Consider the following 21,057-nt stretch of genomic DNA (forward strand, 5'->3'; position numbering starts at 1 on the left):
GCACTGGGGGGATTCTCGTGGGGGGCACGATGATCTGCACACACGCGCACGGCGGCCGCGGGCCGCGTCACGCCCAGCCGGCAGGCACGTGAGCTCGGCCGCGTGCGCATGGCTGCACGGGTGAGGGTGCTCCATCTCCTGCCGGACCTGCGGGTCGGCGGAGGCCAGACAGTCGTTCTCGGGCTGCTCCGGCACCTCGACGCCGCCCGGTTCGACACCGGGGTCGCCGCGCTCGCCGGGCCGGCGGAGCTGCGCGCCGAGTTCACCGAGGCGGCCGGCGCCGCGCCGGTCGAACTGACGGCGGCGGGCCGCGCCCAGGCCGTGCACCTCGTCGTCCGGCTGCTGCGCCGCGAGCGGGCCGACGTCCTGCACGTCCACAGCCCACCGGACCGCGTCGTCGGGCACCTCGCCGCGCTGGCCGCCGGCGTACCCGTGGTCGGCCACCTGCACTCGGAGTGGGTGCACCTGCGCCCGGCGCCGGACGGCGACCCGGGCCTGGGCGGCGCTCGACGGCGGGCCACGGCGGCCGTGCGGCTGGCGGCCGAGCGCCGTGCGGTCCGGCACTACGTCGCCGCGTCGGCACACGTCGCCGGGCTCTTCGCTGCGGCGACGACGACACCGGTCACCGTGCTGCCGCCGGCCACCTCCGTCAGCCCGGCGGCGCCCGGCGAACGCGAGCGGGTCCGGCGCGAGCTGGGCCTGGACCCAGGCGCCCCGGTCCTGCTGCAGGTGGCCCGCATCGTCGACGGCAAGGGCCACGACGACCTGGTGCCGCTGCTGCACGACGTCCGCTCCCGCTTCCCGGACGCGGTCCTGCTCGTCGTCGGCGAGGGCGAACGGCGCGAGGCGTTCCGGTGCGCGATCGACACGGCCGGGCTGTCCGACGCGGTCCGGCTGCTCGGCCGGCGCGACGACGTCGCCGCCCTGATGGCCGCCGCCGACCTGCTGGTCTTCCCGTCGCGCAGCGAAGGCATGGGCCTCGTGGTGCTGGAGGCGATGGCCGCCGGGCTGCCCGTCGCGGCCTACGACCTGCCGGCGTTCCGCGAGTTCGCTCGCGACGGCGAGACCGGCGCCTACGTTCCGGCCGGCGCGCGCGAGGAGCTGACCAAGGCGGTCATCGAGCTGCTCGGCGACGCCGACCGGCGGGCGGCGTACGGCCGCGCCGGTCGCGCGACCGTCGACCAGCGGTTCCGCTGGCCGCACGCCGCCGCCGTCCTGGGCGAGGTCTACGAGCGGGTGGCCGCGGAGCGGAGGCGCCGATGAGCGTCTCGGACACCCTCACGTCACTGCCGGTCATCCGCGAGGAGAACGAGCACCACGTCGAGTCCGGCCGCACGACCCGGGTGATCCGGGGCCTGTCGTGGACGCTGGGCTCGCAGCTGTTCTCCCGCGGCGTCAACGTGCTCATGGGCATCGTGCTGGCGCGCATCCTGGTGCCCGAGGACTACGGCGTCTTCGGCCTGGCCCTGCTCGTCGTCAACATCCTCATCGGCATCAACGACGTCGGCATGACGATGGCCGTGGTCCGCTGGACCGGCGACATCCGGGTCGCCGCCCGTACCGCCGTCACCCTCGCCGTCCTGTTCAGCCTGGGCCTCTACGCGGTGGTCTACGTGGGGGCGCCGGCGTACGCGTCCTATATGAACGCGCCGGACGCGACGGCCATGCTGCGCGTCCTGGCGCTCGTCCTCGTGCTCGACGGCATCACCGCGGTCCCGTCGGCGATCCTCATCCGCGACTTCCAGCAGCCGCGGCTCGCGCGCGCGGAGCTGCTGACGCTGCCGGTCGGCGTCGGCGTCACCCTGGCCTTCGCCGTGGGCGGCGCGGGCGGCTGGAGCCTGGTCGCCGGCCAGCTGATCGGCAACGTGACGATGGCGATCGCGCTGGTCGTGCTGGCCGGGTCGTGGCTGCGTCCGGGGTTCGACGCCGCGGCGGCGAAGTCCATGATCGTGTTCAGCCTGCCGCTCGCGCTGACCTCGCTGGTCGAGTACGTGCTGCTCAACGCCGACTACTTCATCGTCGGCCGGGTGCTCGGCACGGTGTCGCTGGGTTTCTACGTGCTCGCGTTCAACGTGTCGAGCTGGCCGGTCACCGCGGTGACGCAGTCGATCCGCCGCGTGTCGATCTCGGAGTTCGCGGCCATGCAGGACTCACCGGGTCAGCTGGACAAGGCGTTCCGGTCCGGTTTCGTCGTGCTCGTCAAGGTCATGTTGCCGCCGATCATCGGACTGAGCCTGCTGTCGGGGCCGTTCCTGCGGCTGGTCTTCGGGGACCAGTGGGCGCCGTCGGCGCCGGTGCTGGCCTGGCTGGCCGTGCTCGGCGGGGTCCGGGTGGCGCAGGGCCTCGTGTTCGACGTGCTGGTGTCCGTCGGCCGGTCGATGACGACGCTGGCGGTGAAGCTGGTCTGGCTGGTGGCGCTGGCGCCGGCGCTGGTCGTGGCCGCGAACACCGGCGACATCGAGACCGTGGCGATGGCGCACGCCGCGGTCGCGGTGCTGGTCAGCCTGCCGCTGTTCCTCCTGGCCAGCCGGCAGGTCGGCGTGCAGCTGTCGGTGCTGCTGCCGCAGCTCGTCCGGCCCGCGGTGGCCGGCGTGTGCGCCGGTGCGGCCGGGACGCTCGTGCTGCTGGCCGCGGGATCGGACCTGACGAAGCTGCTCGCGGGCGGCGTGGTCATCCTGTTCGTCTACACCGCCATCGCGTTCCCCGGCCTCATGTGGACCTGGCCGGCCGACGCCGGGCGGCACCGGCGGCGCCGGCGCACCCGGCGGGCGGGTCACCGATGAACGGCGACCACGTGACGCACCTGCCAGCCGCTGCCCTCGTACGACGGGTCCAGCGTGCGGACGTCGTAGGCGAGGCCGGACAGCGCCGCCTCGAACCGGTCCGTCGCGGCCTCGACGGCGGCGTCGTCGGGGCCGTCGAACTCGCAGACCAGCGCCGGGCGGTGCGCCGCGAGCAGCTGCGTCATGCCGGCCAGCACCGCCGGCTCCGCGCCCTCGACGTCGATCTTGACCACACGCGGCGGCCGGATGCGGCCCTGAGCCACCAGCGTGTCCAGCCGCACGGTGTCGACACGGCGGCGGCCGCGCAGGTCCGGCGGGGTCTGGCCACCGGCCAGCGTCGCGCCGCCGGGGTGCGTCGTGAGCAGCAGCTCTGCGCTGCCGTCGGTGTCGCTGACCGCCGACGCGATGACGGTGACGTTGCCGAGGTCGTTGAGGGCGGCGTTGCGCCCGATCGCCTCGGCCAACTCGGCGACCGCCTCGAACGCGTACGCGGCGCCGTCGGGGCCAACCTTGCGCGCGGCCAGCAGCGCGAAGAAGCCCACGTTCGCGCCGACGTCGTAGAAGACGTCGCCGGGGGAGAGCAGCTCGTCGATGGCCGACTGCACCGGCAGCTCGTTGCCGCCGCCGGCGTACTCGGCGCTGGCTCCGGCCGGATACAGCCGCAGGCCCGCTGCCGGCCCGTTCCGCACGGTGTACGCCCGCCGTCCGCGGCTGAGCAGCCGCTCCACCACGCCCACCGCGTCAGACTACCGCCTCTCGATCCGTCCATGACCAGCGCAGGGAGCCCGCATCGTGCCCATCGGCCCTCGTGACCTGTTGCGGCGCGGACGGCGTGCCGTCCGCGCCGGCCGGCTGCTGCTGTGGCGGCGCACGCTGCGCCGCCGCGCGCTCGACGTCACCGCCGACACGGCCCGGCGCACGGCGCTGGTCGTGGCCCCGCATCCCGACGACGAGACGCTCGGCTGCGGCGGCACCGTCGCGCTGAAGCGGCAGCACGGCACCCGCGTCCGGGTGCTGGTGGTGACCGACGGGCGGCGCTCGCACCGGTCCGCGGTGATCTCGCCGGACGAGCTGGCCGCGATCCGGGCCGACGAGGCGCGGCGGGCCACCGCGGCGCTGGGGCTGCCGCCCGACGAGCTGGTGCTGCTCGGCGTGCGCGAGGACGAGTTGGCCGAGCACGTCGAGACCGTCGTCGACGCCATCGCTGCGGAGCTGCGCAGCGGAGAGTTCGCCGACGTGCTCGTCACCAGCGACTGGGACTGGCACGACGACCACCGGCTGGTGTCCGCCGCGGTGCGGGAAGCGGCCGCGCGGGCCGGCGGCGCCGTCCGCGTGCTGGAGTTCCCGGTCTGGTCGTGGGTGGACGGGCCGGACGACCCGCGGGCCGCGCTCGACGGCGTGCGGGCCGGGCTGGTCGACGTCACCGCCGTGCTGGAGCAGAAGCGGGCCGCCGTCGCGGAGTACCGCAGCCAGACCACGAACCTGTCCGGCGAGGACGACTGGGCGGTCATGGACGCGACTCTGCTCGGCCGGTTCCTCGGCGACGCCGAGATCTTCGTCGAGCCGGCCGCCGACCGCGCGGGAGCGGGCCGGTGACCGGGGACGCGCTGTTCGACGACGACTTCACCGCGCCGGTGCCGCTCGGCATGGCGATCGGCAGCGCGGCGCCGGGCGGGCGGCAGCGCGGCGGCGTCGACGTCGAGGGAGTCGTGGGCGTGGACAACGGCGCGCTGCGCATCCGGCCGCTGGACCGGCCCGGCTGGGGCCGCTCCGGCGTCGCGTACGACCCGGTCGAGCGGCGGCCCGGCCGCGTGCTCGGCGTGCACGTGCTCAACGGCCACCACTCGTCGCAGACCTACTACGACGCCGAGTCGCTGAAGCGGAAGCTGCGGCGCTGGGCCGGCAACGTCGTCAAGCGGCGCACGGTCAAGCCGCGGCCGCAGCACTACGAGAACCTCGCCGCCGGCTTCTTCGCCGGTCCGGCGACCCGCCGTCCGCTGGCCGGCGGGCACGGGCTGGTCGTGCACGCGGCCACCGGCGACAACGGCGAGCTGTGGCTCGCGCACGGCTCGCGTCCGCTGATCTCGCTGCGCGGCGTGCTCAACACGCCGCTGGCGTTCTACGTGCTGCTCCGCCCGCACGGCGCGGTCTACTACGCCGCCACCCTGGAAGGCGACTCGCTGCTGCCGGCGCTGCCGTCGGTGCGGCCGTTGGCGATCGACCCGCACACCGCACGCGGCCCGCTCTGGCCCGCCGTCCAGCAGCGGATCCTCGGCGAGGTCGGCTACCGCGTCGACACCCGCGTCTTCCGCCTCGGCGTGGCCGACGTGCCGGAGCTGGCCGAGTGGTACACGACGGCGCACGCCTGCGACCCGCTGACCGGCGCCGGTCCGCTCGCCGCGGAGCCGGCCGTTCGCGGCGGCGAGTGGCGGGTCCTGACCGGCTCGGCGACGCGGACCGCGGGTGGGCTGCGCGCGGGTGCGGACGGCGTGCTGGCGCGGCTCGACCCGGACGAGCCGGCCGGGCTGGTGCACGTGCTCGTACGCACCGGGCTGCGGCCGTCACCGGTGCGGCTGGGCTGGCGGGCCGGCGACGGCGGACGGTGGGAGCTGCGGCTCGGCGCCGGCGGCGCCTGGCTGGACCGCGTCGAGGGCGCCGGACGCACCACCGTCGCCAGCAGCCGCCGCCCGGTCCTCCGGCCGGCGCACACGCACAGCGTCCAGCTCAGCGACGACGGCACGGAGTTCTCGCTGTACGTCGACGGCCGCCGGCTGTTCGGGCGGTCGTTCGCAGACAGCCGCGACGGCGACCGCGCCGGCCTGGTCGTCGGCGTGGACGGTCCCGGCAGCCGGCTGCGCGAGCTCGAGGCGCACCCGCGCGCCGTCGCAGCACCCGGCTGGCCGGAGCCGTCGTGGCCGGCGGTGCCAGCGCCCGGCGACGTGGTCTTCGACGACACCTTCGACGGCCTGCCCGACGGCGTCGCGCTGGCCGGCTGGCGCACCGCCGCCGGCGAGTGGGAGCGGACGGAGGGCAAGGGCCAGCTGCTGGCGGCGTCCGGCGGCGTCCAGGTCGACGCCGACGTCGACCGGCCCAACCCGGGCCGCACGCTGCACACCGTCGCGTGGCCGGAGCCCGGCTACACCGACCTCACCGTCACGATGACGCCGCCCGGCACCGCCCGCGGCCAGGGCCACGAGGGCCGCTGCGGGCTCGTGCTCTGGCAGGACGACGAGAACTACGTGATCGTCAACCTGTGGCTGGCCAACCACTTCCAGGGCGGCTCGCTGAGCAGCTTCTACCGCATCGGCGGGCACGAGGACATGTACGACGCGGTCTGGACGCTGACCGCGGACATGTTCCGGTGGGGCGATCCCTGCACGCTGAACCTGCGCTTCGACGGCGAGCGGTTAGTCGCCTCCATCGACGGCCGGCCGACGCTGTACCGGGCGATCACCGACGTCTACCCCGACGCCGGCCGGCTGACGGTGAACCGCGTCGGGCTGGTCGCCAACGAGGAGTGGGGCGACGACACCGGCACCGTGTTCCACCGGTTCACCGCCCGGGGCCGGCTCAGCGGCGGGTGAGGTCGCGGGCGGCGATCTTCAGCTCGCCGCCGATGTGCCGCCAGTGCGGCAGCGCCCAGCGTTGCAGCACCATGCGAGCCGCCCGGGCCTTCTCGGCCGCCGGCAGCGGCGCCCGGCGCACGCCGGCCAGCAGCTCCTTGGTGAGCCGCACCTCCGGTAGCACCAGCCGGTTGCGGGCGTTGGGGTTGTACCAGGCCGCCTGCTGCTGGAAGCTCGGCCCGGCGGCGATGCTGCGCCGGTCGTGGTAGCGGCGCAGGAACAGCCGCTCGGGCACCTGGTGGAACTGGCCGTACAGCGACAGCTCGGCCAGCAGGCTGATGTCGGCGCTCGGGTAGGCGCCGATGCCCGGGGTGCGGCGCAGCACGTCGGTGCGGATGACGCCGAACACCGGGTGCCACTCGACCCGGTGCCGCAGCAGCTGGCCGATCCGGTCGCTGGGCCTGCGGGCGCGCAGGTCGAGGTCGTCGTCGTCGAGCGTGCCGGCGACGGCGGAGTCCTCGTCGATCAGCGTGGTCCGCGGGTAGGCGAGGACGGCGGCGTCGCCCGCCGCGTCGAGCAGCTCGACGCAGCGGGCCACGAACGACGGCTCGCAGACGTCGTCGGCCGCGGCCCACTTGAACAGCGGCGCCGTCGCCAGCTCCAGCACTCGGTTGTAGTTCCAGGCCGCGCCGCGATTCACCGGGCTGCGGTGGTAGCGAATCCGCTCGTCATCGGCGGACGCGGCCCGGCACAGCTGTTCGGTGTCGTCGGTGGAGCCGTTGTCGGAGATGACGATCTCGATCTCCGGGCCGGTCAGCGCGGTGAGCGAGTCGAGGGTCTCCTGCAGGTAGCGCCCGCCGTTGTAGACGGGCACGCCGATGCTGACCCGTGGTGTGGACGTCATCAGAGCTCTCTCGGCACGACGGCGAAGTCGTCGAACCGGGCGTCGTCGGAGGACGCGGTCAGCCCGTAGTGGCCGCCGCGCGGGTTCGTCGTCGTATCGTCCAGCGTGAAGACGAGCACGTCGTCGACGTAGTACTCGATGCCGCCGTCGAGCTGCTGCCGGACCTCCAGCCGCTGGCCGTCGGCCGGCGCGACGGTGGCGTGCGCGACCAGGCCGGCCGGCGTCTCCGCCGTCTGGTAGCCGGTGATCCGCTGCACCCCGTAGGCGCCGCCGAAGCTGCCGAAGCGCAGGAACGTGCCGCTCTCGGAGAACCGGTGGACGACGCCGAACTCGCCGGTCGCCTCCGTCACGGTGACGGCGACGTCGGCGGCCTCGCTGCTCGTGTCGAGCATGAGCACACCGTAGTCGCCGGCCGAGTTGTACAGCTCACCGCCGGCGATGCTCCACTCGTGCCCACGCCAGCGATGCCACGGGTAGCGCACGCCGGACGTCGGGACGCCGACGTCCGGGCCGTCGGCGCGGCCGAAGTCGTCGGTCACCGGGAACGTGGCGGTGACCGACGAGATCAGCAGGTCGTCCGCGCGCACGCCGGCGCCGCCGAACGCGACGCCGTACGACGTCTCGTCCATGAGGAACTGGTCGCCCGCGTCGATGACGTGGTCGCCGTTGACGGAGATGAAGATGCTGTCGTCGGGTCGCTGCACGATCCGGACGACGTCGCCCGGCGCTGGCTGTACCTGCCGCCGGACCAGGCCGAAGGCCAGGCCCTGCGGCTGCCCGTCGACCACCTTCTGCACCCGGTAGTAGCCGCCGGCGCCCGGGTCGGGGCCGAAGCGGTAGTAGTTGTTCTCGTCGACGACCCGGAAGATCGTCCAGAACTGGCCGGTGACGGCCGGCCAGGTGACCTCGAACGTCCCGAACGCGTAGTCGGTGTCGACGACGGCCATCGTGGCGGCGCCGCCGGCCGCGCGGGCCTGGCCGTCCTCGATCGCCGCCGCGCCGGTGATGGTGCGCCAGGTCTCGCCGGTCTCGGTGCTGCCGAGGCCGCTCTGGTCCGGCCGCTCGAACGCGTCGGTGACGCCGCCGGCGCCCGGTGCGACCGGGTTGCGCACCTTGATCGTGCGGCTGTGCGTGTTGTCCGACGGGGTGCCGTCGCCGCCCGGGATCGTCGCCGCCGCGGTGACGGTCACGTCGCCCGGCTGGTCCGGCAGGTCGAGGGTGAGCTCGATCGCGGCGGTGGCGCCGGGTGCGAGTTCAGGGACGGCGCAGGTCAGGTCGGCGCCGTCGGTCTGGCACGTGGCGCTGCCGTCGTCGACGGCGGCGATCGTGGCGCCGGCGGAGCCGGTCAGCTCGATGCCGGCGGCCGTGGCGGTCCCGTTGTTGCGCACCGTCACTGTCGTGGCGGCGCTGCCGCCGACCGGGCCGCTCGACGGCACGGCGACGCGCACCGCGACGTCCGGCGCCGTCGGCACCTCGACCACCGCGAAGTCGTCGAAGCGCAGCCCGGCCGGCTGGTAGGCGGCGACGCCGTGGCCGGTCGCCTGGTGGTTGAACGTGTCGTCGGAGGAGACCACCGGCTCGCCGTTGACCGAGCAGGCGATCGTGCTGGCCGTCGTCGTGCACGACGCGACGTCGCCGGCCTGGGCGCTGACCGTGCGGCTCACGTCCAGCACCGGGTTGCCCAGCGTGTTGGCCTGGATCTTCTGCAGCGTGTAGGCGCCGTTCTGGACGCGGCCGAAACGCCAGTAGTTCGCGGCGTCGGAGGCCCGCACGATCAGCCAGAACTCGTGGTCGGGCGTGACGACGTCGACCGTGGTCGTCGACTCGGCGAGATCGCTGTCGACGGTGGCCAGCGTGTAGCCGGCGCCCAGCCGCAGCTGCCCGTCGTCGATGACGGCGGAGCCGGCCCGCAACTGCCACGGGTGCTCGGTGACGGTGTGCCCGATGCCGGAACCGCCGGTGCGCTCGAAGTCGTCGAAGACCACCAGGTCGTCGAGACCGGCACGGACGGTGGCCTGGTCGGACGCGGTGACCGGCTGGCCGAGCCCCGTCGCCGTCACGGTGAGGTCGGCGCCGACCGGGCCGGCGATGGCAGGCGTGAACGTGGCCGCCACCGCGACGTCGGCGCCGGCCGCCACGGCGCCGAGCGCGCAGCTCAGCGTCGTCGCGGAGGTGACCGCGCAGGCGGGGTCGGTGGTCGCGAGCTGGCCGGCCGACGCGGCGCCGCTCAGCTCCACCTCGGCGGTGACGCCGGTGACGGCGGCGCCGGTCGGGTTCGCGACGGTGACGGCGAGGCCGGTCGACTGGCCGGCCACCGGCGTGCCCTGGAGGTCGACGCCGGCGGTGAGTGCGGCGGACGCGGGCGCGGCGGTGACCAGGAAGTCGTCGAGGGCGGCCGCGGTGCCGTTCCAGGCGGCCAGCCCGCTGCCGGTGGCGGCGGCGCCGCGCGGGTCGGCCGAGCGGACGACCTCGTTCCCGTTGACCGAGCAGGCGACGGCGGCGGCCGTGGTGGTGCAGCTGAGCACGTCGCCCGCGGCCGGGCTGACCGTGCCGGACGTGACCAGCGCGGGCGAGGCGAGCTGGTTGTTCGCGACCAGCTGCAGCGTGTAGGCGCCGCCGAAGGAGCGGCCGAACCGCCAGTAGTTGCCGGCGTCGCCGAAGCGGACGATCAGCCAGAACTCGTCGGCCGGTTGGGCGAGGACGGTCCGGGTCGTGACGTCGGGACGGCCGGCGTCGGCGGAGACGAGCGCGTAGCCCAGCGCCGGTGACGCCCGCCCGCCGCCCGCGCTCCAGACGCCGGCGTGGGCGACCCACGGCTGCCCGGTCCGCGCGACGGCCAGCACGCCGCTGCCGCCGAAGTCGTCGTAGACGAGCGCGCCGGCCGGAACCGGCGGCTGCTCCGGCTGCTCCGGCGGCTCGAGCTCGGTCACGGCGAGGTCGTCGACACGGCCGTCCGAGCTGTTCCAGCCCGCGATGCCGACGCCGCGGGCGGTGGCGTTGTAGCCGTGCGTGGTCGAGGCCACCGACGTGCCGTTGACCTTGCAGTGCAGGCCCTCGGTGGTCGTGGAGCAACTGAGCCGGTCGCCCGCGGCGGGCGCCACTGTGGCATGGTGCTGCACCGCGCCGTCGGCGAGCTGGTCGCCGCGGATCAGCTGCAGCGTGTAGCTGCCGGTGCCGGTGACCCGGCCGAAGCGCCAGTAGTCGCCGCCGCCGGACAGCCGCACCACGAGCCACTGCTCCTGCGCCGGCTGCGTCACCGTGATCGCCGCCTCGACGTTCGCCGAGTCGGCGGTGACGGCGGCCAGCGCGTAGCCGGTGCCGAGTGCGGCCGACTGGCCGATCACGCTGGAGCTGCCGCGATAGTCGACCCACGCGTGCCCGGAGTCGGACACCCCGAGTGGGCCGTCCGCGCGGCCGAAGCCGTCGACGACGCCGGCCGGATCGGCCGTGGCCGCCGGTAGCGGCAGCGCCGTGGCGAGCAGCATGCCCACCGTGAGCAGCGCGAAGCGCCGCACATACCTATGCCCCACCCTGACTCACGCCCCCCGCGTTCGTCGGACCCCCCAATGGTGGCACCACTGTACTGGTGAACCGGGATCAGTGCGAGATTTCCGACTCGTCCCCTCGTCTGGGCAGTCCGGAGGCGCCGCGGCGGGCCGACCGCGGCGTCGGCTCGGGCTCGGTCTCGGGGCCGTCGCCGTTGCCGCGGATGGGGCGGAACAGGTTGTCCGAGGACTGATGCGGCTCGACCACCGGAGCGGGCGGGGACACCGGACGGGTGGTGTCGGCCGGCGGCTCGGCCTCCTTGGCCGGCGGCTTCTTCGACCGCCCGCGGGCGCGGATCCGCAGGATGGCCTCGACCAGGAACGCCATGCCCACCGAGAACAGGACACCGACCCCGGCGACGCCGACCAGCATCCTGAGCCGGCTCGCGTTCTGCTGGAGCACGTCGACCGGCGGCGTCACGACCTCGGTGGTGATGAGGGTGTTCTCGGGCGCGCCGGCATCGAGCTGGCGCTGCCGGAGGGTGGCGCTGAAGAACTCGAGGATGCCCTGTGCTGTCGTGACCACGGCGTCGGGGGACGGGCCGGTGACGTTCAGCACGACCAGCGGCGCGCTGGTGGTGGTGTCGAGCCCGAGCTCGAACGTCGTGCCGGTGTCGCCGGTCAGGTCGTGGTACGTGCTCGGCGTGAGCGCGATGTCGACGACGACGCGGGCGGGAACGGCCATGTTGCCGTAGTCGAGGTACGGGTTGCGCAGCCCCGACGCCTCGTCCTGACCGACGCTCGGCCCGCGCAGCAGGATGCTCCCAGTGGTGGTGTACTCAGGCTCGGTGGTGGAGTAGAGGTTGACCGCGCCGAACGCCGTGAGCAGCAGCAGGGGCACCACGACGAACCACCGGCGCGCGAGTATTCGCAACGCCTCCCACAGGTCCATCCTCAACCCTTCTCGGCCCCACCACGGTGGACGGGCGAATTCTACGGCACCGTAACGAGTCTAGGCGCGGATGGGTTCCAGGCCCGCCCACCCGGTCACCGCGGCTTGCTCGGCGGCCGCCGGCGGCCGGCCGAGTGGCGCGCGGTCTGTGCCGGACGGGCGATCAGCCGCGTGTAGAACGGCGCGATGGCCGTGTACCCGTGCTCCGCGACCGAGATCCGCCAGACCGCGGCAGACAGGCCGATGAACAGGAACAACGCGTTCGCGGCGGCCGCGAACCCCAGGCCGTCGAAGGTGCCGAAGCTGACCGCGAACACGGCGACCCCGGCCGACAGCCCGATGCTCAGCTGCCCCTCCGGCGTCGTGGCGCCGCACCGCAGCGCGGCGCCACGCGCGAGGAACAGCGCCGTGACCAGCAGGGCGACCAGCGCGATCAGGCCGACGAACCCGACCTCGATGAGCATGCCCAGGTACTGGTTGTCCAGCAGCCGGTAGAGCTCGGGCGTGAACGTGGCGAAGCCGCGGCCGAACCACGGCGACTCGGTGATGAACTTGTCGGCCGCGGCGTAGTCCTCGGTGCGCCCGGAGATGCTCGGGTCGTTGCCGATGTTCTCGAACAACGCCATGATCGTGCCGAGCGCGCCCGGTAGCACCAGCCGCAGGCCCAGCAGGATGAACGGCGTCGCGGCGAGCGCGATCAGACGGCGCCGCCAGCTCCACGACATGCCGATGATCAGCGCGCCGACGGCGATGGCGACCATCGTCGACCGGGAGATCGCCGTCGGCAGCGCGAACACGATGAGCCCGAGCAGCAGCCAGTCCAGTTTGCGCCGCCGGCTCATCGCCATCACGAGGGCCAGCGGGAAGACCGCGGCCAGGCACACGCCGTACTCGATCGGGTGGATCATCGGGCCCGCCACGCGGCGCAGTCCGGAGCGGTCGCCGATGTAGCCGAGGTCGCTGCGGGTGTCCAGGCCCGGGAGCTGGAGGAACTGGGAGAGGTCGAAGCCGGCGAAGTACTGCATCAGGCCGATGAAGGCGACGCCGGCGCCCGCCATGACGACGGCGCGGGCCACGAACGTGACGTCGCGCCAGGTGCGCAGGCGGTCGGCGCAGTACAAGGCGATGCCGCACCAGCCGGCCAGGAGCATCAGGCCGCGGTCGGCGCTGCGGATCTCCAGCGGGAGCCGCTCCGCCTGCGTGTGCATGATCGCGTAGCTGAGCAGGATGGCGGCCGCGAAGGCGAGCAGGGCCCAGTGCATCGGTGTGGAGCGCGACGGCAGCCGAGGCTCGCCGACGGCCCGCCAGGCGCACCAGAGGACGAACAGGCCCATGCCGGCGAGCGTGGCCGGCGTGGCGCTGGAACCCAGCGGCCGGAACACCAGCATCGACGGCATGACGAGGATCAGGAAGACGAGCACGGCGACGAGGTAGGGCGGGCGTGCCCGCTCGGCCGTGGCCGGCTCGGCCTCGTCGGCGACGACGCTGGTCGTCACGGTCCCCGTCCCCCTCTGGCTCCGTCGGCGCCTTGACTATCATTCGGCGCGTGCCCGTGCCGCCGAACACCGCGCTGCCGGTCGTGGTGTACGCGGCCGGCACGGCGTGGGACGCACTGCGCGGCACCGATCAGCAACTGGCGGGTGCCCTGAGCGAATGGTGCCACGTCGTGTACGTCGACCCCCCAGTATCGCTGACCAACCTCGTGCGTGCCAGGGTGCGGCCGCGGGCCACGGTGACGCGCGTGGGCCCGACGGTCACCCGGGTGTCCCCGGTCGGGCCGCCGCTGCAGACCCGGCCCGGCGTCCGGGCCGTCACCAGCTTCCTGCACCGGCGCGCGATCGCCCGGGCCGTCCGGCCCCTCGGCGGCAGAGCCGACGCGCTCGTCGTCGCGTCCCTGGAGCCGCTTCTGGACGCCGTGCCAGCACGTCGGGCCGTCCTGTTCGGCACCGACGACTTCGTCGCCGGCGCCCGGCTGATGAACCGCGACGCGTCCTGGCTGGCCGAACGCGAGCGGCGGCAGCTGCGGCGCGCCGACGCCGTCGTCGTCGTCTCGCCCGTGCTGGCCGAGCGCTGGCGCGAGCTCGGCGCGTCGCCGCAGGTGGTCGAGAACGGGTGCGATACCCGGACGTTCGCGGCCTGCGAGACCGCGCCGCCGGTCGACGGCCTGCCGGAGTCCGGCTACGCGCTGTACGTCGGCAACATCTCATCGCGGCTCGACATCGAGGTGTTCGAGCGGCTGGCCGACGACGGCGTCCCGCTGGTGCTGGTGGGCCCGATCTCGCCGGAGTGGCAGACCGACCGCTTCCGTGCCTTGGCCGCCCGCCCCGGTGTCACGTCGACCGGCCCGGTACCCTACGCCGATCTCCCGCGGTACTACCGCGGCGCCCGCGTGGGCCTGCTGCCGTACGTCGCATCGCCATTCAACGCCGCCAGCTCGCCGCTGAAGGCCTACGAGTACCTCGCCGCGGGGCTGCCGGTCGCCGCCACCCAGCTGCCCGACGGCGCCGCGGTGCTGGCCGCGCACGTCAGTGTGGCGCCCGGGCCGGAGGCGTTCTCCGCCGCGGCGGAGAACGCCATGGCCGCGCCGCCGACGCCGGCCGAGCGGGCCGCCCGCCGCGCAATCGCCGCCACCTGCGACTGGTCGGTCCGCGCCGCGCAGTTCGCCGCCGCCGTCGGGTTGCCGGTGCCGAGCCAGCGTTAGCGGTGTCTGCCGAGTCGGTGGCCTGGTGGCACGTCGGCTCGAGGGGCTGCGACCGTTGGCCGTCCCCTGCTGCCCGATTGTCTTAGCCGGGCCGGCGCGCCTCAAGTCCGCGGCCGCTGCTGGTCATTGTGGGGTTGTGGTTGGGGGCCGCGTACTTGACCCGCGCCGTCCCGGCCAAGAACGGGCAGCTATCAGGGGGACGGGGGGAGTGTGGGCACGTCGCAACGCCGGCGGCCCACCTTCGCCGGCGCTTGGCCCGCGTTCGGGCCTCTCCGGCTCGCTTTCGCGGCCTTCCGGCCGACGTTCGCGCCTCACCGGCCAGCGGGTGGCCGTTTTGCGACGTTTGCGATGCTGTGGATACCCATGATCATCAACCTTTTGGTCTCGCACTAGGCGTTCTCCCGCTTTACCACCCATGCATGCCTAGGGGTGTGGGAGAACGCCTAGTGGGCGGCCCGGAAATCGCCGCGAAATCTCACTACGTGGACAGCCAGCGACACCAACGTCACATCGTTCCGGCCCGACAGCCCGGCGGGCGAAGCCAGCGGACCCGAACCACCGCCACGCGACGCCCGACAAGCCACCAGCGGCGGCCAGCGAGCCCGATGAAGCGCCAACACGGCGCCCGTGCCCCCGACGGGGCGTCGCCACACTTCCCCCGTCCCCCTGATAGCTGCCCGTTCTTGGCCGCGGGACCGCGGGTCAAGTACGCGGCCCCCAGCCACAGATCACCGTGAACAGCCAGAGGCCGCGGACTTGAGGCGCGGTTGCGCGGCTAAGAGAATGGGGCAGCAGGGGGACGGCCAACGGCAGCCCCCACAAGCCGACGAGCAGCACAACGGCCAACGCTCGCCGCCCCCTCAAGCCAACGGCAGCAAGCCGGACATCACACCTAGCTGCGGCTCACGGACGGCGTGGCGACGACGTCGTGCCAGATCTCCAGGCCCAGGAGGGTCCAGAGGCGGATGTCGTGGTTGCGCCGGCCGCTGCGGTGCTCGCCGAGCAGCCGGGCGACGGCCGCGGCGTCGAACATCTCGCGGGCGAACGAGCCTGGCGCCGTGAGCCGGTCGTGCGCCTCGGCGCCGAAGTCGCCGCGGAACCAGCGATCCAGCGGCACCTTGAAGCCGGACTTGGGCCGGTGCACGATGCGGTCGGGCAGCACCTCGGACGCGACCTGCTTGACCACCCACTTGCCGGTGCGGCCGCGCAGCTTCACCCGGGCGGGCAGCTGCGCCGCCAGCTCGACCACGCGGTGGTCGAGGAACGGCGGGCGCAGCTCCACCGACGCGGCCAGGCACATGCGATCGCCGCGCTCCAGCAGGTTGTCGCTGAGCCAGCTGTGCTGGTCGAGGTAGAGCATCTGCTCCAGCGGTGGCACGTCCGGCAGTGGCGGTGACGGCGGCATGGACGGCGCGTCGGCGCCGGTCAGCGCCCCGCGCTCGGTGCGGCTGAACGGGCTGAACCAGGCCGCGTACCCGTCGGCCCGGCCATCGGCCTCGAGTGCGCGGGTGAGGACGCCGGCCCGATGGGCCCGTTCGGGCAGCCACCGCCGCGCCGTGCCGGCCAGCGGCGTGCGCAGGCCGGCCGGCAGCCGCAGCGCCAGGTCGAACGCGGTGGCCAGCCGGTACTTCGGGTAGCCGGCGAACAGCTCGTCGCTGCCCTCGCCGGACAGCAGCACCTTGACGTCGTGGCGCGCGGTCGCGGCCAGGCGGTGGACGGCGACGTCGGCCGGCTCGGACAGTGGCGCGTCGCGGTGCCAGGTGAGCTTCGGGATCAGGTCGCTGAACTCCTTGGGCCGCACGACGACCGTGGTGTGGTCCGAGCCGATCAGCCCGGCGACGAACTCGGCGTGGGAGGTCTCGTCGTCGGGCTGGCCGAAGCCGGCGGCGTACGTGCGCAGCCCGCCGCCGGCGGCGCGGCTGGCCAGTGTCGCGATCAGGCTGCTGTCGACGCCGCCGCTGAGCAGCGACCCGACCGGGACGTCGGCGACCAGGCTCTCGCCGATCGAGGCGTCGAGGGCCGCTCGGGTCAGCGCGACCGCCTCGGCGTCGGTCATCGGCCGCGGCTCGGGGACCGGCACGCTCCAGTACCGCGACGCCGTCAGGCGGCCGTTCGCCGTCACCGTCAGATGATGGCCCGGCAGCACCTTGCGGACGCCCTCGACGAGCGTGAGCGGGGCCGGTACGGCGCGCTGGGCGAGGTAGGCGGCCAGTCCCTGCTGGTCGACGCGGACGGAGCCGAGCAGCGGCAGCAGGGCCTTGAGCTCGGATGCGAACGCGAAGAACGCCGGAGTGTGCACGTAGTAGAGCGGGAGGACGCCGAGGCGGTCGCGGTAGAGGTGCAGCTCGCGGGCGCGGGTGTCCCAGACGCCGAACGCGAACTGCCCGCGCAGCCGGGCGATGCCGCGCTCGCCCTCGCGCAGGTGCGCGGCCAGCACGACCTCGGTGTCGCCCTGCGTGCGGAACGGGTAGTCGTAGGCCGCGCGGACCTCGCGGTAGTTGAACGCCTCGCCGTTGAACACGATGACCTGCGACCGGTCCGCCGACCACAGCGGCTGCGCCGACCCGGCGACGTCGATGATGGACAGCCGGGTGTGCCCCAGCCCGACCGATCCGTCCGTCCAGGTCCGCAGGTCGTCGGGGCCGCGGTGGCGCAGTGTCTGTGTCATCGCGGCCAGGGCCTCGGGGTCGACGGGCGCGCCGTCGAACCGTACGACGCCTACGACGCCGCACATGTGATCTCCTCGAACGTCGCGACCACCTGGGCGGCCTTCCCGTCCCACGAGTCGGCGGCGACCCGGGCGCGCCGCGACGCGGGCGTGCCCGCGCCGCCGTCGCCGAGCGTCTGCTTCACGGCGGCGACGAAGTCCTCGTGGCGGGCCAGCCGCATGACGTCGCCGTACCGGCGGCCGTCGGGGTAGTCGGTGCTCACCACCGGCAGGCCCAGAGCCAGATACTCCTTCGCCTTGATCGGGTTGCAGGCGCGGACCCAGTCGTTGTCGAGCCACGGCATCAGCGCGACGTCGAAGGCGCGGCCGTAGGCGGGTATCGCCTCGTACGGCCGGAAGCCCAGCCAGTGCACGTTCGGCAGCGCCGTCAGCGCGTCCATCGGGCAGGTGGCGTCGCCGATGAGCACGATGGACGCGTCCGGCAGCGCCCTGGCCGTCGCCTCGATGAGCGAGAGGTCGACCACGTAGTCGTCGATGCCGCCGAAGAAGCCGATGCGCGGCCCGGGGATCGCGGCGACGTCGGCCGGCTCGGGGTCCGCACGGTCCGGGTCGAAGTGCTCGAGGTCCACGCCGTGGTCGAGGAAGCGCGCCCGGCCGCCGGCCGCCTCGGCGTCGTCGGCCATCAGCGCGCTGCTGACGTAGAGGATGCGGTCGGCGTGGGCGAGCAGGTCGCGCTCCATGCCGGCGATGACGTCGGTGGCGGCCTCGCCGAACGCCGAGTGCTTGTCGGAGCGGTTGAACACCAGCGGCCGGCGCGGCCCGCGGGCGATCGCGTCCCAGGCCGTGGGTACCGTCACGAAGTAGCCGGGACGCCGGATGCCGGCCAGCCGGGCGGCCGCGGCCACCTGGGCCCGGACCGACCGGGCCGCGATCGCGCGGGCCACCGGCGATCCGTAGGCGGGGACGTTGAGCGGGGTGAACACGGCCAGCTCGGGCGCCTCCCGCAGCGGCCGGCGGATGCCCTTGCCGACGCTGCCGAGCTTGCGCGCGATGCGGCGTAGCGGCTGCGTGGTCTTGCCCGGCGTCGGTATGCGCATGCCGAGACTGTTCACGAACAGTACGGGCAGATTGTGCGAGACGCGGCGCATCAGCTGGATGTCGGAGTGCGCGCGGTTGTGGTACCAGAAGTCCTGCGCGGAGAAGCAGACGACGCCGTCGACACGGTCAGCCATGCGCCACCTCCGCGGCCCGCCGGCCGAGCAGGGCAGCTTGAGGTAGCCGCGGGTCGTGCCGCCTCGTCGAGCGCCTCGCCGGATCGACGGCGCTGTCGAAGCCCTTCACGACCGCGGCGACCCGGGTCCGGTGCTGCGTCATTGCCCCCCAGGCGTCAGCCGGCCACGTCGGGCGGTTCCGCGTGGCCTTAGAATGCCACAGTGGACGTGCAGTCCGCTCTACTGATCCTGCTGCGGCGCTGGTACATCGCCGTCCCCGCCCTCGGCCTGGTGGGGCTGCTGGCGTTCAACGCCTACACCCAGTCCGACGACCGTATGGCCGCGTACGGGTCGGTGCTCGTCCTCAAACCGAACATCGAGGTCACCGACGAGATCCTCGCCCAGAACCGGTACCTGCAACTGGGCAGCGAGCGGGCGCCGGCGAAGATCGTCATGGACGCGCTCTCGACGGACGGACGTCGCGCGGCGCTGCTGGACGACGACGCGGCCACGTACACCATCGGCTTCGACCCCTCACCGCTGCAGCTGCCGGTCATCGACGTCTACGCGCGGGCCGGCTCCGCCGAGGCCGCGGTGGCCACGGCGCGCAACGTCATGGAGGCGTTCCGCACCGACCTCGAGGCTCTGCAGGCCGCGGCCGACGCGCCGGAGAACACGTGGCTGCGCACGCAGGTCATCAGCGAGCCCGTCATCGCCACCGAGTCCGACTACGTCGGCCGGGTCCTGACCGTCGGGCTGATCGTCGCCCTCGGGCTGGTCGGCACCGTCGCGCTGGCGTTCTTCGCCGAGGGTGCGACGGTCCAGCTGGCGGCGGCGCGGAGCCGGGCCGCCGCCACCCGCGTCCGCCGCGGCGGACGTCGCGCGCGCAGCTGAGGTCAGCAGTCCCGCTGGACGAGCAGCGCCTTGGGCAGCGCGCCGTTCTCGTAGACGACGCGATAGGCGCGGTCGAAGAAGGACTCCGGCGCCGTGACGTACTGGACCTCGCCGTCGAAGCAGCGGCTCAGCCGCAGCTCGGCACGCACCCGCTGACTGGCCGTCGAGATCGCGATCAGGTGGTCCCAGCCGCGTTCGCGTGCGAGCTCGGCGAAGGCCCGGGCCTCGCCGCGAGTCGTGGGCGGATCGGGGGTCAGGCAGATTTGTTCGATATTCGGTCTTTCGGGCGTGCAAAGGCTGGTGTCGTCGATCGAGACGACCACATACGACGCATATCCCATATCGGCCAACTCCCAGGCCAGATCAATTCGATCTCCCGGTCCGGCGAACATCACGATGGCGTCGGCCGGCGTCGGTTCATCGGTCGGCGGGATGACGAAAAGTACCAACTCCAGAGTTGTCAGCAGAATCGCGGCAATGGCGAACCATGTCCATCGCCGCAATCGACGGCGTTTGGATCGCTCCTGGTCAGCATCGTGCTCTGGAGAATCCACCGGCTGCCCCCCTTGGCACAAGTTGCCAGATTGTGCCCGTGTCGTGATGTTTTTCGGCTTATCGGTGTCGTGCCCGGCTCCTTGGGTAGGATAAGCCCTGGTCTCAGCCGGGGGGCACGGCCGGCCCGGCGGTCCGCGAAGGGGGCTTCACGCGCGGGCATGACGGACCGTCCCTGGTGCCCAGCGGAAGGCTGATCTATGAGTGGGAACGGCCGATACAAGGCGCGCAATGGCGCCCCACAGAATCGGCGCTCCGCCCGATCGGTTCGGACCATCCTGCTGACCACCGCGCTCCTCGCGACGGCCACGCTCGGATCCGCCGCGCCCTCTCCGGACGACTTCACGCCCGAGCCCGTGGCCCGCATCCGCGCGACCGCCGCGACGCCGTGGACCGACTCCGCGGGCACCACCTGGTCGCCCGACGCGGGCTACATCGGCGGCGACGTCCACCTGGGCGGGATCGTCCCGGTCGGCGACTCCGCGGACCAGCTGCTCTACTCCTCGCACCGGTGGGGCATGTCGGCCTACGAGGTGCGGGTGCCCTGCCCGGCGCGGTACCGCGTCGAGCTGCACTTCGCCGAGGTGGTGTTCACCGAGCCGGGGCAGCGCGTGTTCGGCGTCTCGCTCGAGGGCCGGCCGCTGGCCCGCAAGCTCGACGTCGTCGACGCCGTCGGCGCCATGCGGCCGTTCGAGCTCCGGCGCGACGTCCAGGTCACCGACGGGCTGCTCGACATCGACTTCACGGCGATCGTCGAGGACCCGATGGTCTCCGCCATCAGCGTCGACCGCGTCTCCGCCTGCAGCGGCGACGCCAGCCCCGGCACGCCGACGCCGAACGGCGACGTCGTCTACCGCATCTCCGCCGCGGGCAACGAGTACACCGCGCCCGACGGCAGCCGCTGGTCGGCCGACCAGTACTTCGACGGCGGCGAGACCAGCGGGCAGGTCTCCCAGCACGTCGCCGGCACCGACGCCGACCCGCTCTACGGCCGGCACCGCTGGGGCATGGCGGGCTACGCGCTGCCGGTGCCCGAGAACGGCACCTACTCGCTGGTGCTGCACTTCGCCGAGACGGTGTTCACCTCGCCCGGCCAGCGCGTGTTCGGCGTGACCGCCGAGGGCGACACCCTGCTGTCCGACCTCGACGTGCAGGCCGAGGCCGGCACCGGCCAGGCGTACGTGCGCGCGTTCACCGTCGACGTCGCGGACGGCACGCTCGACGTCGGCTTCCAGTCCGTCGTCGAGGACCCGATGATCTCGGCCATCGAGGTCGTCCACGTCACGGGGTCCGAACCGGAACCGGAGCCCACGCCGACACCCACCCCGACGCCGACTCCCACGC

Annotated in this window: 15 protein-coding genes; 7 read left to right on the forward strand and 8 right to left on the reverse strand. The window is 73.6% G+C overall.

What is annotated here, in order from left to right:
- Positions 1 to 120 precede the first annotated feature (120 nt).
- Together C1I92_RS28750 and C1I92_RS28755 are read left to right on the forward strand one after the other, a co-directional pair.
- Positions 121 to 1,263 carry a glycosyltransferase family 4 protein gene (locus tag C1I92_RS28750; protein WP_158564318.1) on the forward strand — a complete coding sequence of 381 codons (1,143 nt, stop codon included), beginning with the start codon at positions 121 to 123 and terminating at the stop codon, positions 1,261 to 1,263.
- A complete protein-coding gene (locus tag C1I92_RS28755; protein ID WP_111258068.1) occupies positions 1,260 to 2,783 on the forward strand; it encodes an oligosaccharide flippase family protein in 1,524 nt (507 codons plus the stop codon). Before C1I92_RS28750 ends, C1I92_RS28755 begins: the two co-directional genes overlap by 4 nt.
- Here the strand turns inward: C1I92_RS28755 and C1I92_RS28760 are convergent.
- A complete protein-coding gene (locus tag C1I92_RS28760; RefSeq protein ID WP_111258069.1) occupies positions 2,774 to 3,520 on the reverse strand; it encodes an FkbM family methyltransferase in 747 nt (248 codons plus the stop codon). The two genes, C1I92_RS28755 and C1I92_RS28760, sit on opposite strands and share 10 nt — an antisense overlap.
- Positions 3,521 to 3,575: 55 nt before the next feature.
- Here C1I92_RS28760 and C1I92_RS28765 point away from each other — a divergent pair, with 55 nt between their 5' ends.
- Both C1I92_RS28765 and C1I92_RS28770 read left to right on the forward strand, forming a co-directional pair.
- Complete coding sequence (locus tag C1I92_RS28765; protein ID WP_158564319.1) at positions 3,576 to 4,379, forward strand: PIG-L deacetylase family protein; 804 nt, start codon at positions 3,576 to 3,578, stop codon at positions 4,377 to 4,379.
- Positions 4,376 to 6,367 carry an oxidoreductase gene (locus C1I92_RS28770; RefSeq protein WP_111258071.1) on the forward strand — a complete coding sequence of 664 codons (1,992 nt, stop codon included), beginning with the start codon at positions 4,376 to 4,378 and terminating at the stop codon, positions 6,365 to 6,367. Before C1I92_RS28765 ends, C1I92_RS28770 begins: the two co-directional genes overlap by 4 nt.
- Here the strand turns inward: C1I92_RS28770 and C1I92_RS28775 are convergent.
- The 4 genes from C1I92_RS28775 to C1I92_RS28790 form a co-directional block, all read right to left on the reverse strand.
- On the reverse strand, positions 6,354 to 7,250 hold the full coding sequence (locus C1I92_RS28775; RefSeq protein ID WP_111258072.1) for a glycosyltransferase family 2 protein: 897 nt from the start codon (positions 7,248 to 7,250) through the stop codon (positions 6,354 to 6,356). The genes C1I92_RS28770 and C1I92_RS28775 overlap by 14 nt on opposite strands.
- Positions 7,250 to 10,765 (reverse strand): DUF11 domain-containing protein, encoded by a 3,516-nt coding sequence (locus C1I92_RS28780; protein WP_111258073.1) that lies wholly within the window; start codon positions 10,763 to 10,765, stop codon positions 7,250 to 7,252. The genes C1I92_RS28775 and C1I92_RS28780 overlap by 1 nt, the downstream gene beginning before the upstream one ends.
- 82 nt (positions 10,766 to 10,847) lie before the next feature.
- Entirely contained in the window at positions 10,848 to 11,687 is an 840-nt protein-coding gene (locus C1I92_RS28785) for a YveK family protein (protein ID WP_111258074.1), read from the reverse strand.
- 95 nt (positions 11,688 to 11,782) lie between these two features.
- A complete protein-coding gene (locus tag C1I92_RS28790; RefSeq protein ID WP_111258075.1) occupies positions 11,783 to 13,183 on the reverse strand; it encodes an O-antigen ligase family protein in 1,401 nt (466 codons plus the stop codon).
- Positions 13,184 to 13,233: 50 nt separating this feature from the next.
- Here C1I92_RS28790 and C1I92_RS28795 point away from each other — a divergent pair, with 50 nt between their 5' ends.
- A complete protein-coding gene (locus tag C1I92_RS28795; protein ID WP_111258076.1) occupies positions 13,234 to 14,388 on the forward strand; it encodes a glycosyltransferase in 1,155 nt (384 codons plus the stop codon).
- Positions 14,389 to 15,280: 892 nt separating this feature from the next.
- Here C1I92_RS28795 and asnB read toward each other — a convergent pair.
- Both asnB and C1I92_RS28805 read right to left on the reverse strand, forming a co-directional pair.
- Positions 15,281 to 17,122, reverse strand: coding sequence for an asparagine synthase (glutamine-hydrolyzing) (asnB, locus tag C1I92_RS28800; RefSeq protein WP_111258077.1), 1,842 nt, complete (start codon positions 17,120 to 17,122; stop codon positions 15,281 to 15,283).
- Positions 17,107 to 18,288, reverse strand: coding sequence for a glycosyltransferase (locus C1I92_RS28805; RefSeq protein ID WP_111258078.1), 1,182 nt, complete (start codon positions 18,286 to 18,288; stop codon positions 17,107 to 17,109). The genes asnB and C1I92_RS28805 overlap by 16 nt, the downstream gene beginning before the upstream one ends.
- 201 nt (positions 18,289 to 18,489) lie before the next feature.
- Between C1I92_RS28805 and C1I92_RS28810 the strand changes: the two genes are divergently transcribed.
- Positions 18,490 to 19,161, forward strand: coding sequence for a hypothetical protein (locus C1I92_RS28810; RefSeq protein ID WP_111258079.1), 672 nt, complete (start codon positions 18,490 to 18,492; stop codon positions 19,159 to 19,161).
- Between the two features lie 2 nt (positions 19,162 to 19,163).
- Here the strand turns inward: C1I92_RS28810 and C1I92_RS28815 are convergent, their stop codons facing one another.
- On the reverse strand, positions 19,164 to 19,715 hold the full coding sequence (locus tag C1I92_RS28815) for a YdcF family protein (RefSeq protein ID WP_146605322.1): 552 nt from the start codon (positions 19,713 to 19,715) through the stop codon (positions 19,164 to 19,166).
- A 354-nt stretch (positions 19,716 to 20,069) separates the two neighbouring features.
- On the opposite strand from C1I92_RS28815, the gene C1I92_RS28820 reads away from it, so the two are divergent.
- Positions 20,070 to 21,057, forward strand: a 988-nt coding sequence (locus C1I92_RS28820; protein ID WP_199521693.1) for a malectin domain-containing carbohydrate-binding protein, incomplete at its 3' end; no start/stop codon positions are given.

It is taken from the genome of Jiangella anatolica, from assembly GCF_003236295.1.
GTDB classification, from domain to species: Bacteria; Actinomycetota; Actinomycetes; order Jiangellales; family Jiangellaceae; genus Jiangella; species Jiangella anatolica.

Excerpts from the sequence above, each read along its gene's own strand:
- C1I92_RS28755 (WP_111258068.1), top strand. The coding sequence starts at position 1,260 with ATGAGCGTCTCGGACACCCTCACGTCACTGCCGGTCATCCGCGAGGAG.
- C1I92_RS28775 (WP_111258072.1), bottom strand. The coding sequence starts at position 7,250 with ATGACGTCCACACCACGGGTCAGCATCGGCGTGCCCGTCTACAACGGC.
- C1I92_RS28785 (WP_111258074.1), bottom strand. The coding sequence starts at position 11,687 with ATGGACCTGTGGGAGGCGTTGCGAATACTCGCGCGCCGGTGGTTCGTC.
- asnB (WP_111258077.1), bottom strand. The coding sequence starts at position 17,122 with ATGTGCGGCGTCGTAGGCGTCGTACGGTTCGACGGCGCGCCCGTCGAC.
- C1I92_RS28805 (WP_111258078.1), bottom strand. The coding sequence starts at position 18,288 with ATGGCTGACCGTGTCGACGGCGTCGTCTGCTTCTCCGCGCAGGACTTC.